General features: G+C 36.1%; 13 protein-coding genes. 9 read left to right on the top strand and 4 right to left on the bottom strand.

Features of this window, described 5'->3' with window-relative positions; genetic code table 11:
* Window positions 1-20: 20 nt before the first annotated feature.
* Window positions 21-959: an MBL fold metallo-hydrolase gene (locus tag EHQ49_RS17915; protein WP_135581264.1), complete on the bottom strand. Its 939-nt coding sequence runs from the start codon at window positions 957-959 to the stop codon at window positions 21-23.
* Between the two features lie 186 nt (window positions 960-1,145).
* Between EHQ49_RS17915 and EHQ49_RS17910 the strand changes: the two genes are divergently transcribed.
* From EHQ49_RS17910 to EHQ49_RS17885, 6 genes are all read left to right on the top strand, one after another.
* Window positions 1,146-2,576 (top strand): beta-propeller fold lactonase family protein, encoded by a 1,431-nt coding sequence (locus EHQ49_RS17910; protein ID WP_244241544.1) that lies wholly within the window; start codon window positions 1,146-1,148, stop codon window positions 2,574-2,576.
* 377 nt (window positions 2,577-2,953) lie between these two features.
* Window positions 2,954-4,894, top strand: a complete 1,941-nt coding sequence (locus EHQ49_RS17905) for a sensor histidine kinase (protein ID WP_135581262.1) — start codon at window positions 2,954-2,956, stop codon at window positions 4,892-4,894.
* Window positions 4,891-5,301 carry a response regulator gene (locus EHQ49_RS17900; protein WP_135581260.1) on the top strand — a complete coding sequence of 137 codons (411 nt, stop codon included), beginning with the start codon at window positions 4,891-4,893 and terminating at the stop codon, window positions 5,299-5,301. Before EHQ49_RS17905 ends, EHQ49_RS17900 begins: the two co-directional genes overlap by 4 nt.
* Before the next feature lie 370 nt (window positions 5,302-5,671).
* On the top strand, window positions 5,672-6,835 hold the full coding sequence (locus tag EHQ49_RS17895) for a hypothetical protein (protein WP_135581258.1): 1,164 nt from the start codon (window positions 5,672-5,674) through the stop codon (window positions 6,833-6,835).
* A 45-nt stretch (window positions 6,836-6,880) separates the two neighbouring features.
* Entirely contained in the window at window positions 6,881-8,791 is a 1,911-nt protein-coding gene (locus EHQ49_RS17890; protein ID WP_135581256.1) for a methyl-accepting chemotaxis protein, read from the top strand.
* Window positions 8,792-8,797: 6 nt separating this feature from the next.
* Window positions 8,798-9,565, top strand: coding sequence for a response regulator (locus EHQ49_RS17885; protein WP_135581254.1), 768 nt, complete (start codon window positions 8,798-8,800; stop codon window positions 9,563-9,565).
* A 126-nt stretch (window positions 9,566-9,691) separates the two neighbouring features.
* On the opposite strand, the gene EHQ49_RS17880 is transcribed toward EHQ49_RS17885, so the two are convergent.
* On the bottom strand, window positions 9,692-10,090 hold the full coding sequence (locus tag EHQ49_RS17880) for a TIGR04452 family lipoprotein (RefSeq protein WP_135581251.1): 399 nt from the start codon (window positions 10,088-10,090) through the stop codon (window positions 9,692-9,694).
* Between the two features lie 306 nt (window positions 10,091-10,396).
* Between EHQ49_RS17880 and EHQ49_RS17875 the strand changes: the two genes are divergently transcribed.
* Together EHQ49_RS17875 and EHQ49_RS17870 are read left to right on the top strand one after the other, a co-directional pair.
* Window positions 10,397-11,305: a hypothetical protein gene (locus EHQ49_RS17875; RefSeq protein ID WP_135581249.1), complete on the top strand. Its 909-nt coding sequence runs from the start codon at window positions 10,397-10,399 to the stop codon at window positions 11,303-11,305.
* Window positions 11,306-11,496: 191 nt separating this feature from the next.
* Window positions 11,497-12,495: a spore germination YkwD domain-containing protein gene (locus tag EHQ49_RS17870; RefSeq protein ID WP_135581247.1), complete on the top strand. Its 999-nt coding sequence runs from the start codon at window positions 11,497-11,499 to the stop codon at window positions 12,493-12,495.
* A 183-nt stretch (window positions 12,496-12,678) separates the two neighbouring features.
* Here the strand turns inward: EHQ49_RS17870 and EHQ49_RS17865 are convergent, their stop codons facing one another.
* The gene (locus EHQ49_RS17865; protein WP_135581245.1) at window positions 12,679-13,476 is read right to left on the bottom strand and encodes a TOBE domain-containing protein; all 798 of its coding nucleotides are present in this window, start codon (window positions 13,474-13,476) and stop codon (window positions 12,679-12,681) included.
* Between the two features lie 169 nt (window positions 13,477-13,645).
* Between EHQ49_RS17865 and EHQ49_RS17860 the strand changes: the two genes are divergently transcribed.
* Complete coding sequence (locus EHQ49_RS17860) at window positions 13,646-14,869, top strand: molybdopterin-dependent oxidoreductase (RefSeq protein ID WP_135581243.1); 1,224 nt, start codon at window positions 13,646-13,648, stop codon at window positions 14,867-14,869.
* Window position 14,870: 1 nt separating this feature from the next.
* Here the strand turns inward: EHQ49_RS17860 and EHQ49_RS17855 are convergent, their stop codons facing one another.
* Window positions 14,871-16,262 (bottom strand): cytochrome-c peroxidase, encoded by a 1,392-nt coding sequence (locus EHQ49_RS17855; protein ID WP_135581241.1) that lies wholly within the window; start codon window positions 16,260-16,262, stop codon window positions 14,871-14,873.
* Window positions 16,263-16,264 lie beyond the last annotated feature (2 nt).

Here is a 16,264-nt window from a genome sequence, read left to right as displayed (position 1 = left end):
AACAAAAATCTGGTGGTTTATTATTTTCCTAAAACAGAGATTCGTTCTTGATGGCCCGGATAGACATACTTAAGTTTATGAGTTTTTTCCAACCCTTTTAAAAAATCCAAACTTTTACGATTGAGTTTGTGATCAGAAGTAAAAGACCCAGGTGTCACTCCTTCGTTCCAACCCCACCTAGTGTGACAAGTATCCCCGAGGATCAAATGGGCACCCTCTTTTGAAGGAATAAAAAAAGCCAAACTACCGACAGTATGCCCTGGTACGGAAAGAATATAGAAACTTTCATCGCCAAAAAAATCCAAAGCCGTGATTTGACTTTGATTTGTGCCAAAATCGAGTTGGATTAAGTTCGGATTTTCACCTAGCAAACGATTGGTGGAACCTTGTACAAATAAATTAATAAAATGTTTACTTGTCACTTCCCTGGGTCCAACGTAAAAGGGAACCGATCTTTCTATTTCATATGCACCTAAAGTATGATCCAAATGTAAGTGAGTGAAAAAAACTCCCTTCAAATCTATTTTGTTTTTGGTCAAATAGGCTTTGGTTGTCTCAAAAACTTTCATATGGCTCAAATGCATTTGAGATTCTACAAGAGAACTGATCAATTCTCCGGATTGGCCTTTTGCAAAACTTTCTCCCACTCCGGAATCAATCATAAAACTTCCATATTTCGGGTGTTTGACGAGGTAAAAGTAAATGGAAATGGGTTCTTTACGATCCTTTAAACCTGCTGCCTTTGCTTTAGGATCATCTAAATCTAAAAGCCCAGCCAGAGTTGTTTCCCAGTCGGCAACTTTGACAACTTGGAAATCGACCCAAACTTTCGGTTGGGGAGAGAGAGGAATTTGTTCTAATGTTTTCTCTGCCAAAAAAGGTTTTACATTATGAGAAGTGATTTGGCAGGTTAAAGCCAGAAAACAAAGAAATAAAATGGATAGTATACGTTGGAACAAAATGTACCCCCTATGAGTAAAAACCCCAAGGTAAAAATTTTGATTAGAACATTCCACAGAAAATCCAAACAGTCGATTCATTTTTAAGAACCTTCTCAATCCCTAATCTGTAAAAGCCGAAGAAATCTTCGGAAATCTGGACTATTGGAAATAAATTATTGCAAAATCAAACCATCGGATGGCTAAATGAATCACCCTTTCTGGCCAATCAAAATGCGAAAACCCAGCCTACTTACGATCATCTTATTCTCTTTTACTTCTTGTGTCTACCATCCGCTCTGGAGACCCTATTTTTTTCCCGAAAACGATTCCGTATCCAAACTCAATTTACAAATTGCTTCTATTTTTTTTCTCATACAACCTAGGATTTTTTCTTTTTCAAAAAATTCAGGTGTGGAAGGGGAAACGATTCTCCTGGAAGGAGTGAATTTTTCAGAGCAGGTCTCAGAAAACAGAGTATTCTTTTCTGGATCTATAGAAGCGACAATCAACGAGGCCTCTACCACAAGGCTCAGCGTTCAAGTACCACTAGGTGCCAAATCAGGGGCAGTCACAATTCAAAATAAACAAGGCGTAACACAAAGTTTCGAAACTTTTACTGTTTATCGATATTTCGTCAGTTTTTCCGCCGGAACCAATACGGAATTATACACACTCAATATGAATACTGGTGCTATCATTCAGGCCACAGGATCACCCTATCCGCTCATTTCCAATTCAGCAAAGTTTTCTAACAATGGTCGGTTTGCCTTTTCTGGTGGATTTGGAATCACAAATATTTCTAGTTATATGGTAAATCCTACGGAAGGATTTTTATCTTCTCTAAACACGAATGCAGGTACGACAGCTCTCGATCCCATATTTTTTGCCTTTCATCCCTCAAACAATTTTTTTTATGCATCCACTCATAGCAGTGCCACGATCGGTGCCTTTGTCCTGGACCAAAACACCGGGATGCTCACAAAAATTAATGACTTCAGCCAACCCTGCTCCTGTACTCTCAACCATTTGGCCATCACTCCGAATGGAAAATTTTTATATGTCAATGGAAATGGAGGTGCCGAACCCATCATCGGTTATTCCATCGATCAAACAACTGGCGCCTTATCGAATTTAGCGAATTCTCCATTTACTGCGGGAAACACTACCAATATGGAAGCTCTTATCATTGATTCCTCATCTCAATATTTATATTCTGTAGCGGGCACAAATCTGATTATTGGAAAACAAATTGATCCAATTACAGGAAATCTAACAGCAATACCCGGAAGTCCCTTTCCGGGAACAGCGGGAAACTTCCGTGCGGTGATGCATCCATCGGGAAAGTACTTTTATACGGTGAATATCGCTGGAGCTAACTTAGCCAAACATGATATTTCTCCGATCGATGGATCCATTTCCGCTCCCAATTCCATTTTGACTTTTGGATCCAATTTACAATTCGTCACTTTGGATCCCACAGGAACGTATGGATTTGTCAGCAATATTGCAGGAAACAATTTTTACCAATTCAAAGTGAACGCAGACACAGGGGTTCCAAGCCTTATGAATTCAGGGAATCCTTATCCAGCTTCTGCCACTCCCAGTGGACCGGAACCGTACCGCGTAGCCCAATGACCACAAAGATATGATCTTTCTACCTATTAAAAAATAGATTTTAAGAAACATCTAATTTGTATGTTTTTCTTTTCCTCAGTTTACGAAACACAATTCCAACAAATGAAACAATACTTCTACTTTTTGGCCTTTTTATATTTTTCAAAACGATGAATCCAAAATCACTGATCCAGAAACGGAACGGTTTGTCCATTTTTTAGATTACTTTTTTCAAACAGATAGAAATCCGATTTGACTATTGATCAATTTTCTATACCCGTATACGACGTCATGACCCGGATATATATCCTTAATTTATTTTAGGATAGAGTTTAACTAGTAAGGCTCGTTATCTCTTTCTCAAATGATCATTGGATAAAACTAGAAACGGAAATTTTATGAGCTTAAAGCGTTTATTCTATCTTATTTTTTCGGTCAATATCATTCTATTAATGATCCTTGGCGTTCTGACCATTGCACTCTTTAAAGTACAATCTGCACTCGTAGAAAGTCAGGAAACTAGATTAAAATCCATCAAATTGGCAGATGAACTGAGACAAAGCTCCGATGACCTAACTCGGTTTGTTCGTACTTACGTAGTGACTGGGAATCATTTCTACGAAAAAATATTTAATGAAATTTTGGCCATCCGCAACGGAGAAAAACCAAGACCAGAAAATTACGATCGAATTTACTGGGACTTCATCGTTGATCCTTCGGATCAAAAAGAGGAACCAGGTACTAAAATGTCACTACACGATCGAATGATTGCAGCAGGGTTCACTAAAGAAGAATTATCCAAATTAAACAAAGCCCAAATGCATTCAGATGAACTCGTGAATTTAGAAACCATCGCAAAAAATGCAATGAAAGGGCTATTCAAAGATTCCCATGGAGAGTTCACAATCAGAAAGAAACCAAATAGAGAATTTGCAATCTCTTTGATGTATGGCATTGATTATCACAAACACAAAAGAGAAATCATGTTACCGATTGATCAGTTTTTCCAATTACTGGAAAACCGTACAAACGCAAAGGTCAAAGAGTATGAAAATTACAGCATATTTTTACTTACCTCGATGTTTAGTGTCATTATAGTCCTTATCACATCTTTATCTTTTTCATTTATAGTGATTCGGGAAAAAGTAAGTTCCCCAATCAATAAATTGATTCTTGTTACTCATGAAATCAGCAATCAAAACTGGGATGTACCAATCACTTATGAATCGAACGATGAAATTGGTAAACTGGCTACTGCGTTTAGGATCTTAAAAGAAAAAATTTCGAATCTAATTTATGACTTAAATCATTCCAATTCCAACCTTTCCCAAACGAACTTAGATCTATCACAAGCTTTAAAAGATCTAAAAGCTGCGGAAGCACAACTCATACATTCAGAAAAAATGTCTACCTTGGGACAGTTAGTTGCAGGAATCGCCCACGAAATCAATACTCCCCTCGGTTCCATACAAACTGCAATTTCGAATCTTCAAGATGCATTTTCCTATGTTTTAACCTTCCCTACTAGCAAACTTCCAATGAGAGCTATCAGTATCGCAAATGAGATGATAACCAATCATAGTGAATTAAAAAACGCAAATTTAGCCACCAGAGAACGAAGACTCCTTAAAAAAAATATGGCGAATCTCCTTCAAAAAGCTAATATCAATAATCCAGATCATTTTGCAGATTTACTTTTGGACATTGAATCCAATCAAACATTAGAATCATGGATATCCATATTACAAGAATCCAATGGCGAAAATGGGATCGAATACATTTATAAAATATCTCGATTAAACGGAAATGTAAAAACCATCCAAAACTCGGTGGATCGTGCTTCCAAAATTGTTTTTGCCTTAAAAAACTATTCTCATCATAATTTTACTGGAGAAAAACAAAAAATTCAATTATCAGAAAACATAAATACTGTATTAATCATATATAACAGTTTATTAAAAGAAGGAATCGAAGTGATAAAAAACTTCCATGAGGTGGAGTTGATTGAGGTTTATCCGGATGAATTAAGCCAAGTTTGGACAAACCTAATCCACAATGCGGTCCAAGCAATCGAAGGAAAAGGCCAAATTTCGATTGATATTACGCAAGAAATAGGATCTAATTTTGTCACCGTTTCCATTCGTGATACGGGAAAAGGAATCAAAGAAGAAGATAAAGAAAAAATCTTCGAACCTTTCTTCACTACTAAAATGAGAGGGGAAGGTACGGGTTTAGGGCTTGGAATTGTAAAAAAAATCATTGAAAAACATCAAGGAGAAATATATTTTCAGTCGGAGGTTGGCTTTGGCACCACCTTCATCGTGAGGTTACCCGTATGAACAAAGATCAAAAATATACTTTCTTATGTGTCGACGATGAAGAAATTGTTCTACTCAGTTTAAAAGAACAACTGCGGAATACTTTCGGGCAAAAATTTTTGTATGAGATGGCTCAATCTGCGGCCGAAGCGATTGACATTATCAATGATACAGAAGACGCAAACAATGCCATTGTCATCATCATTAGCGATTGGTTAATGCCAGGAATGAAGGGAGATGAGTTTATGGTTTATCTGGAAAACAATTTCCCTAACATCAAAAAAATTCTCTTAACAGGACATGCAGATCCTGAGTCTTTAGACCGTGCGAAAAAAGACGGCCACGTAGATCATATTGTTACCAAACCATGGTCGAGAGATCACTTAGTCTCCATCATCCGTGAGTTACAAGAATCACCTTCCCATTGAACTAAACGGGGCTACCCTTAACCCATATGTTCCCAAGGCCACCGTTCTGAGTAGCCTTACCCAACGCAAATACCTTTAACGATCCACTCTCCTAAATCTTAACACCGACCAGAGACCGGCCGATTTGATTCAAAAAATCAGAACTAATCCTCAGTTTAGTAAACAAGAACATTTGCTTAGTGTTTATCCTATCGAAAAACCCTAAGGGAAATTTTGATTCGAATGAGTCTCCCATGGAATTAGTATAAAAATAATTTCACTTGCAAATTTTAAATACATCACTAACTTAACATCTCGGAAATTTCTAGTTACGTTTCGTACGCAATTCAAAAGACAAGTCAAGTCAATCAGAGGGATCTTAAACTATACTATGAAATTTAAAATTTTAATCTTTTTACTTTTTGCCGGATCCGTTTTTGCAGAATCGACCGCACAAGATAACTCAAAAAGGAAGAAAAAAGAGACAAATTCAAGTTCTGTCTCAAAGAAAGAGGAAACACTCGAACCAACACCAGCAAATAGTGATCCCGTAGTGACCATAACCCAATATATGGCCAACGAAAATAACTTTCGAGGAATCAGTGTTTACGGTGATCGATATGCGAGACGAAATAATACTGAGTACAAATCGGTTCCAGACGCATGGTTTTTAACAACAGAATTAGCTTTTAATACTGGAGATAAGAAATTTACCTCCAATATGCTCTTTTTCAATCCAACCGTAGGAAGGACAAACAGAGACAATGATTATTATTACCAAGATAAACCGGGTGGGGAAAACCAAACTCAATTAGTGATTCACTCACTCATTACCGGAACTGCAAGTTATGATCAAAACCGTATCAAAAAAAGAGCAGAACGAAACGCTTTGGGAGATGCGGCATTAGGAGAATTTTATTACAATTGGGAAAATCGCGCGGGCTCATTTTCAACAGGATTGTATGTACTGATTAACGTAGGTGATAATTCTCGATTTGCAACTTCCGACTATACTTTCATTTGGCGAACTCCCTTTCTAAAATACATAAACCCTACTTTATCTACCTACTATAAATTTACTTCAGAATTTAATGGATATGGAACAGGAAGTGTTTATTCTAACCTATCCTTTTCCCATCACTTTGCTGTTACTGATAAATTTTCAATTACACCTGCCACACATATTGGTTATCAATATGTAAACGACTATGAACTCCAAAGAAGGGGAATCTCGGACATCAATACCAGTTTAAAAATAAGTTATTCAGGAGTTTTTATCAAAGGAATTCATATTTATCGCCCTGATACTTACCTCTGGGATAACGCTATATTTAATCCACAAACAGGAGTCATCTATTCAGATAATAATCAAAATGATCAACGAGTTACAGATCCTTCGAAACGTTACGGATTGGAAAATCAGTTCAACATAGATACAATCAAAAGTATGCCAATTGATGCTGATTTAAAACAAAAACTAATTTATAAATACCAACAACAAGACTTTATAAAAAATACCTTTGTAATCCAAATCGGATATACGATGAAATTTTAAATCAATAGTTATCATAGAACCAAAAATCAACTAAGGAAATTCAAAATGAAAGAAAACATGCGCTCCATTTTTAGAACTGTCTTCATTACAATCACACTGGCAATGATCTCTCTTGTTCTCTTTACTATGCAATTAAGAAACGCATCGGAAACAGTAGCACAAGCCACCATATCCAGATATGAATCTTATTTATTAGCTGATGAATTACGCCAAAGTTCTGATGACCTAACAAGATTGGCTCGAACCTATGTCATTTCAGGTGGAGATCCCAAATGGGAAAATCAATACTTCGACATTTTAGATATTCGGAATGGAAAAAAACCAAGACCCACTCAGTATGAAAATATTTATTGGGACTTCGTTGCGGCCGGTGAATTGACACCTAGACCTGCTTCAAAAGCAATTGCCCTATTAGATTTAATGAAAGCCAAAGGTTTTTCCGAAAAGGAACTAGCAAAGTTGGATGAAGCAAAAGATAAATCTGATGCATTAGTAAAAACAGAAACCATTGCAATGAATATGGTAAAAGGATTGTATGCAGATGCCTCAGGTAACTTTACAATCAAAAAAACTCCCGACTTAGTCGAAGCACGTCGTTTGATGCACAATGATGAGTATCATAAAAACAAAGCAACAATCATGAAACCTGTTTCTGAATTCTTTGACTTATTAGACCAAAGAACCCAATCTAAAGTTGATGACGCAATTTCTAGTCAAAATTTCTGGAATACTGTCGTTATTGTTTTTGTTTTTATTACACTTTGTATCTTAACCTATGCAGGTTACGAAATACGATTATTATTCAAGTATCTTGGGGGGGAACCTGCGTATGCAAATGCAATTGTTTCGGAAGTTGCGGCCGGGAATTTGAATGTAAAAATACAAACACTTCCTAAAGATAAAATGAGTATGTTATTTTCGATCAAAGGAATGGTCGATCGACTGCAATCTATGATCAGTGAAACACAACAAGTTGTAGATGCTGCTGGCAAAGGAAACTTAAAAACGAGAGTTTCCTTAGAAGACAAACAAGGGTTTGCAAAAGATTTAGGTGGAAGTGTTAATTTATTAGCAAATACAAGTTCCAATATCATTGATGATGTCAATCAAGTATTAATTGCAATGGCAGAGGGTGATTTAACCCATAGGGTTTCTTTAAACTACCTTGGAGATTTCGAAACATTAGCAAACTCTTTAAACAATGCATTAGACAAACTTTCATTGGCATTGGCAGAGGTCAGAAGTTCTGCCGTCGTCATATCACAAGCCTCCAGCCAAATATCTTCGACTTCCCTTTCTTTGGCAGAAGCTACATCGGAACAAGCATCAAGTATTGAACAAACTACTGCAGCTGTGGAAGAAATGTCTGCCTCAATCACACAAACAAATTTGAATGCAAAAAATACGGATGAAATTGCGAAAAAATCGGCAAATGATGCGTTAAGAGGTGGAGAATCAGTAAACGCAACCGTGTTAGCAATGTCAAAAATTGCTGAAAAAATTGGAATCATCAATGAAATTTCAGGTCAGACCAACTTACTTGCATTAAATGCTGCAATCGAAGCCGCAAGAGCAGGAGAACAAGGGATGGGATTCGCCGTTGTAGCTTCCGAAGTAGGTAAGTTAGCGGAAAGAAGCCAAGGTGCTGCCAAAGAAATCAGCCACCTTACAAATGAAAGTTTATCAACAGCGCAAGAAGCCGGTTCCTTGCTAAATGAAATAGTTCCTTCCATTAGTCAAACTGCTGATTTAGTTCAAGAAATTGCTTTTTCTTCCAAAGAACAAGCAGCCGGCGTTCAACAAATCACTGACGCAATGACGCAAGTCAACGAAAGCACTCAGACGAATGCAGCGAGTTCAGAAGAATTGTCTGCCACTGCGAATGAGATGAGTAGACAGGCCGAACATTTAATGGTACTCGTAGAACAGTTTCGATTCAAAGTAGATTCTATCTAAACCTACATGGAGCAAACCATTTCCAATGATACGAAAAAGTTGATTCTATTAGTTGAGGATCAGATGATGCTCGCCATGGTAGAAATTCGTCATTTAGAAGCCGCAGGTTTTGCTGTTCACCATGTGTTGACGGGGGAAGAGGCAATTGAATATGTTTCCCTAAACGAAAACGATGTTGATTTGATCCTAATGGATATCGATTTAGGAGATGGAATTGATGGAACCGTTGCGGCCAAAACGATTCTAGAAAAACATACATTACCCTTGGTTTTTCTATCCTTACATTCAGAAGTGGAAGTGGTACAAAAAACAGAATCAATCACTTCTTTCGGATATATTTTAAAATCATCCGGAGAAGTAATGTTAATTGCTTCTATTAAAATGGCTCTCAGGCTATTTGAAAGTTATCAGACAAGAAACGAAGCACAACAACTTTTCGAGAAAGCTTTTTATGTTAGCCCCATAGCAATGTCTATCCATGACATAGCGAAAGATTTCCGTTATGTAAACATCAACCCTGCTTTTGCAAAATTAGTTGGTTACACTGCAGAGGAAGTTTTAGGAAAAACGAGTCAAGAGTTAAACCTATATGAAAACATTAACGATAGGGAAGAAATTAAACGTTTAATGATTGAGAATGGGAGATTGATTTCCTACCCCCATCGTTTTCGAATCAAATCGGGAGAGATCAGAGAAGGAAGTTTAAGTATGGAGATTGTAGACATTCAAGGAAAACCTCACGCTCTTACTTTCCAAAATCGACTATTCACTTAATCCTATCACATCTTCAAATCAAAAACAAATTTGCCCTACTTCATAATTTCATAAAAAAACACTTATTGCTAATTTCCTCAAAAGATTCCCCTCAAAGAAAGGGAATCTTTTCAAAACTAACTAAGTTTACGGTAATCCGACAACAGGTGTTGGTTTGATGTCACAACTTAAAGCAACAGTTAAGTAATTATCAATCACAAGGCCCAAGGCATAGATATCTTTAACACATTTATCTACGCCATCTTTAAGGTAATACTTTTCGTCTTCTAACCCAGCAACAATCGGAACAAGTATACCGTTCAACAATGCAGCCGCAAGGTATGCAGATGAGGTCGAAACTGTAGATGAGGAAGTTGTTGCCCTCAAATAGATAGCATCAATTTGTGTAGCAGCATCCAACAACTTTTTAGTTGCATCTTTCCCGAGAATGTTATTCGAACTCAATCCGGCAATACCTGGTTGATTACAATTTTGAGAAACCAACATGACCAAACTTAAAACGACCAAAAGAATCTTAATTTTCATTACATTGAGATAAACGAATATTCCAATATAATTGTCAATCAAATACGCATTAGTTGGCAACTTTACAAACGACACAAGAAAACAACTAAACAAAACATTACCATTACTCACGTAATACCTGCTAGTGTAGCAAAAAACACTTCACCTTACAGACAAAATATGCCCACTTAAGAATTTACCTCATCTTTGGTGATCCGATTCAAATACTCTCTTAACTCCAAGTAATCCAGTTGATTCAAGGATTTCGGCTCAATAGACTTTTTTTATTTGAAGATTTCAAAAAAATCGATGCATACTTTAAACAAAATGAGATATTTCCTACCTTTCTTAATGATCATACACTTTCAATCTTGTATGTTAATATTGGCTACCTTAACCTATCCGGTCAGTTACATAACCCCTTCCGACTCTTACCATTCCCTCAGTTTCAATTACGTTTATAAAGAACGGATACGTAAAATTCAACTAAAGGGAGCATGCACTTATTATAAAAAATTTTCGGCAAACATTGCAGGCTGGTCCTTAGAATCAAAATCATCAGTAAACTTATTTGTTGTACCCCTGGAAGAAGGTATTTATCTTTTATTACGCAATTCTCTCTGTTATCGAAAAACAATGCCACCTATACTAGAATTAAATCTCAACGAGATCCCGAAACAAGGTACAAGTATCAATACCGATTTTTACAAATGTGGTTCAAACCAAAACCTGAATAGAATCATCAGTTGGAAAACTGAAAAAATCAAAGAAAAAGAATTTGAACAACTTCTTTCTGACCACAACGAAAACAAAGAAAAAGAATTTTTGCACTTCAAGTTCATTGCATCGGAAGTAGAAATATATAACGAATCAGAATGGAAAAAAAATAAAGATCTACCGGATGTACTTGATAAAACAACAAAAGTAATGACAGGTAACGAGTATCAGAAAATCAAATATCCTAATTATACTGGCCACTATGATTTCTCTTTATATGGACTCGAAAACTACAAAATGTATGCAAAACCCGAGCCGGAAGGATGGAATCTAGACCACTTATCTTCCGAACCCTATATATTTGTAGTTGGAGAAAACGATCCCTACAACCGAAATCTGTTAGGTGGGTTTGAAGCTAAGGTATTGTATAAAAATGAAACCTATTTAGCAAAAGATAATTTTTTTGACCCAGAAACTAGAAAAATTTATAACCCACGATCCACTTCCGATTGTTTTTGAAAAAATCTTCCATACAGATATTTTGTGAACGTTATGACTTAAATCAAATCAATAAAACTAATAAATTCGTTTTGTATATAGCCGATTCAATTCCTCTTAAAAAAGTTGACAGGTTAAAGGATTCTATTTAAAATATGAAACTTATTATTGACCTAGTTTTTTCTCATCCAAAACTTTAGCGAGTCAAACCTATGAAATCTATTTTATCATTTATTTTTCATTGTACATTGTTTCTTTTTTCCTTCCCTCTTTTTTCAGAAACATTTTTGATTTCAGAATCTGAATATCAAAAACGTGGCTTAAAGATTCTCGAAACAATTTTGCAAGCAAACCAATTTCCTTCTCCAACAATAGATTCCAACTTAAACACTGCTGCTGAAAAACATGGGAACTATTTATCCGTAAATCAAAATGCAAATGTTAAAGTAGATAGCCAAATGGAAACCATTGATTGGGTTCATAATGAAAGAGAAGGTCTTCCCGGGTTCATTGGAAAAACTCCTCAAGACCAAGCATTGGCAGTCGGATTTAAACCTGACCCAGGTTGTTACGTAGGAAACACAGTATTACCGTTGATGAAGAAGGAACATAGAGAGTCACCAGAATTTTTGTTTAGAGGACTACTCGACACACCTTTCCATAGATCAATGGTTCTACATCCAGCCATTCAACGAATTGGTATGAAGAGAGTTTCTTATGAAAACGGAAAATATATTTTAGTTTTTTTTGCGGAATATTGCCTTTCTGGTAAAAAACCGGCATTCGTCCATTATCCAGTCTCAAACGAAGATCAAATTCGCCTACGAATGCCTCCTGAATTACCAAATCCATTTCCGCAGTTACAGTATCTTTCTTATTCAACAGCAATCACCATACAGCTATTTTTTGATGATAACTCAGAAACAGAATTGTTTTGGGATGAGGCAGTTCTCTTGGATTCAAAAGGAAAAACGATTCCGACGAGTACACTGAGTTTGGCAAATCCGCCTCCAGACACAAAACCATTTTTAAAAAGTATGAAATTTGTTGCATTCGTTGCCAATGAACCTTTTTCACCTAACTCAGAGTATACCGTAAGAACAAAAGTAAAAAACCAGTTAGGAAAAATAGTCTTTCAAAAGACTTGGAAGTTTCGAACAGAAGCAGAAGATTCGTTTTTTAAAACATTTGCGCCGCAGGATCCAGAGTGAGGACAAGAGATCAAAACACTCTACCAATGATGAATCAGAAGATGAATCTTTGACTGCAAAAGGATTTCGAATCAAAATATTTCTGACTAACAAAATGAAACACAATTGTTTCCGTTCAATTTTTACTAAATCAGATAAAACTCAATGATTACCAGAAAATAAAATCTTAACAAATTCAGCAAACTATTCAGTAGCCAAAATTACAGATGATGCATTAAAAAATGCACAGACTTCTTCTCCTTCCTTTAATGTAAGTTGTTCAGTGGCTTGTCTAGTAATTATGGAAGTAAGTTTGTTTCCACCATTTAGTTCCAAAATGATTTCGTCGTTTACACTCCCTTTGACTATGGAAAATATTTTTCCATATAGTTTATTTTCCGTGCTAATCGATAGATTTTTATCTTTAGAAATAAATATAAATGATGCTTTAATCAGAGCATAGACGTCTTTTCCAACTTTTAGTCCTAGATTGGTTACACTTTGATTGGTAATGACAGCTGTAATTTCTTGGTTTCCTTTTAACGAAAGAGAAATTTCTGAATTTACAGCTCCCTCTTCGATATTTTTTATTTTTCCGTAGAATTGATTCCTAGCACTTGTTTTCATCGAGATCCGATTTAGAAAATTCATAAGTTCAAATGGATCGTCCATTCTTTCACTGATTCTTGAAATAAATTTTTTATGTTCCTCTTCCACAATCTGATAGAGTTGGATCATTTCTTTAGCTTTAGCAGTAAGTCTTGCACCACCACCGGAATTACCACCTACTGTTTTTTCGACCAAAATATCTTTGTATAAATTATTTAATAAATCGATAGAATCCCAAGCCGTTTTATAACTAATTCCCACTTCTTTGGCTGCTTTTGAAATAGAGCCACATTTTTCGATGGCAAGAAGTAGGTCGATTTTATCTCTCCCTAATTTACTTTCCTTGTTTCGTTTGAGCCAAAAAGCCCCATCAATTTGTAACTTTTCCTTCATCTTAAACCTTTTTCTAAGTCTTATCCGAAACTCTTCTCAAGAGAATCAAATTTTTCAATTACCGATGAGGAAATTCCGTATTTTCACTTCGAGCAATTGATTCAACCGTTATATAATTGACTATATAGCGAAAGGGTCACGATATAACCATTACGAGGATCTTTACTTTATGTTTTACTCCCCAAGGCGATTTTCTGCTTTTGTTCACAAATCAATCATTTTCCTTATTTTTGGTATTCAGTTTACTTTTTGTTCTCCCAAAGTTACTGGCGATGGTTCTGACTTAGTAGCGTTTGCTTTACTTTCTTCCGAAAATACATTTTATAGCCATTCATTCTCATTGAAAGGGCCAGAGAACAATGGAAATACGAATCAAACCATTGCTCCATATTTCGAATCAGGTTTGTATACAATCACTTCCCTTCAGAATGAATCTAAATTTCCACAAAGAGTAACACTATATAATTTTTCCATTAAAGATAAAAATGGAAATCTAATCGAAGTTGTAAGTAGTTTTACTGGAGTTTTATTAAGAGACCTGATTAATATAGGAGGTAAATTCAAACCGTTTGATAAAGGAAAGGATGGACGAGCCACCGTAGTGATTTTGGAAGGGAAAGACGGTTTCAAAGCCGTAGTTTCTTATACAGAACTGATGCGAACAACATTAGGTGCAGAAATGCTGATTGCATTTGAAAAGAATGGTGCATTATTGGATGCAAATTCTGGTAGTATGGCATTCGTATCCAAAGGAGATAAAAACCAAGGTTCTCGTTACGTAAAATATTTATCTAAAATTACCGTCACCAATGAATGGCTCAACCAAAGTGGGACCGGTACTACATCCTCATTTAGTATTACTGGTGATATCGTCACTCCTTTAAATTACTCTCTCTCCGACCTTCAAAACGTTTCTAGTTTTCAATCGATAGACTTTACAGGGATTGGGCCGATTTCAAATAGCAAACATTATATATCAGGAAAAGGAGTTTCTCTTTTAGAAATTCTTTCCAAAGTCACATTGAGAAACCCGAATGATTTACAGAGTTACTATGTAATATTAGAAGCAACTGATAAATATAGGTTCACTCACTCTTATTCAGAACTTTCCAATACAATCGTAGGATCTGGAAGTGGAACTTCAGCAACTCCAGGAGTCATAGTGATTACTGAATTCAAAAAAGGATTGGGAGGAGATTACCCAAATCCTCCAGCCTCACCTTCAAATTACACTTCTTGTTCGGGAACAAATAATACTTGTGATACAGAATATATCGCAACAATCTCTAGTGAAGATACAGCTCCTTACGGAGGAGATGTCAGCTCCGGTATTAACTTAGGCCCTCGTAAAATGAGTTGGTTGAATACCATTATTGTAAAAAAAGCAGAATGATTCAATCATTCACATTTAAGCCACTAGGCACTGAAGTTGGAATTTTATTTCCTAATGTTAGAGTCGTAGGCGAAGATAATGAATTTAAAAACTCCAACAGTTGCTCCATTTCATTTGCAGAAAGCACAATATTTACATTTAATAAAGGATCTAGATTTCCTAAAATTTCGTTTTGAATAACAATACTAGATACATAAGAACTCCTCAAATTTGTTGGAAGTTGGTTTAAATCAAAATTTAATAGAGAATCCCTTGGTCTAAGATGGTGTCTGATAACGTCCTTCAAAGAAGTATATGTTCCATTATGAAAGTAAGGTGCAGTATAAGACACTTCTCTTAAAGAAGGTGTCCTGAATGCATACACATCATTTGGATTTCCGCTCACCCCCGATCTTCCCTTGTCTAAGGGTGAATCGGAACCGAACCCTGGACCAAATTGTGGAACACCTAAATTATGAAATTTTTGGTCTGTCATGAGTGATCCAGAATGGCAACGATGGCAACCAGCTTTTCCATAAAATAAAAATGCACCAGATTTTGCTTTGCCATTCAATGCACTATTATCTCCGTCCAAATAACGATTCCAAGGTGATAAATCCCAGTTACTTGAATCCGTAGTATCCCAAAAATGACCTGTAAATTCACCTAATGCATTTACAGCATGGCTAAACTTCAATTCTGAAGATTGGACTCCCGGATATGCATTTTGAAATAAAACCAAATATTCAGGGATTAACAATAATCTTTCCATTAACCCATTCCAAATGGATTGCGGATTTGAATCTGGAAAATCTGCCAAAACATTACTACCACTCTGGCCGAGCATCTCCGTTCGAGAGAGTACTGTCATCATCGCCTGAGCAGCTAATAAATTTTTTATTCCAGAAGGTAAACTCATTCCCATTGGTGTGGTAAAACTGGAATTTCCATCGATACTTAACCTACCATCCCAGAAAAAACGATTCCATTCCAAAGACGAACGATTGTGTAATTCGATGGAATTCCTATGTATAAAGACTCCTGTACCCAGATTTCTTGTTTGTCCAGAACCTGTCCCACCTTCTCCGATGGATAAAGGAAGAGTATCACCAGCAACTAACCTCGGATTATGGCATGTAGAACATGAAATATTTTTATTTCCTGAAAGTATCTTATCAAAAAAAAGAGCCTCCCCTAATCGATAAACTGGTAATGCTGGTGGTGTATGTTTATCCAATGGCCTCACATGGTTTGTAGCAAGAATTCTCCTTAACCGATCGTCTTCCGTTTCTAGATCCAAAAAAACAAATGCTATGAGCCCATCGGAGGGACTAGACTGTTTTGGACTACATACCACACAAAAAAACAAAAGAAAGAAAAAATACTGAATCTTATAATTTAAATACAATTTCATAA

The sequence above is a fragment of the Leptospira perdikensis genome (genome assembly GCF_004769575.1).
In the GTDB taxonomy this organism is placed as follows: Bacteria; Spirochaetota; Leptospiria; order Leptospirales; family Leptospiraceae; genus Leptospira_A; species Leptospira_A perdikensis.
This window is presented reverse-complemented; position numbering and strand designations above follow the sequence as displayed.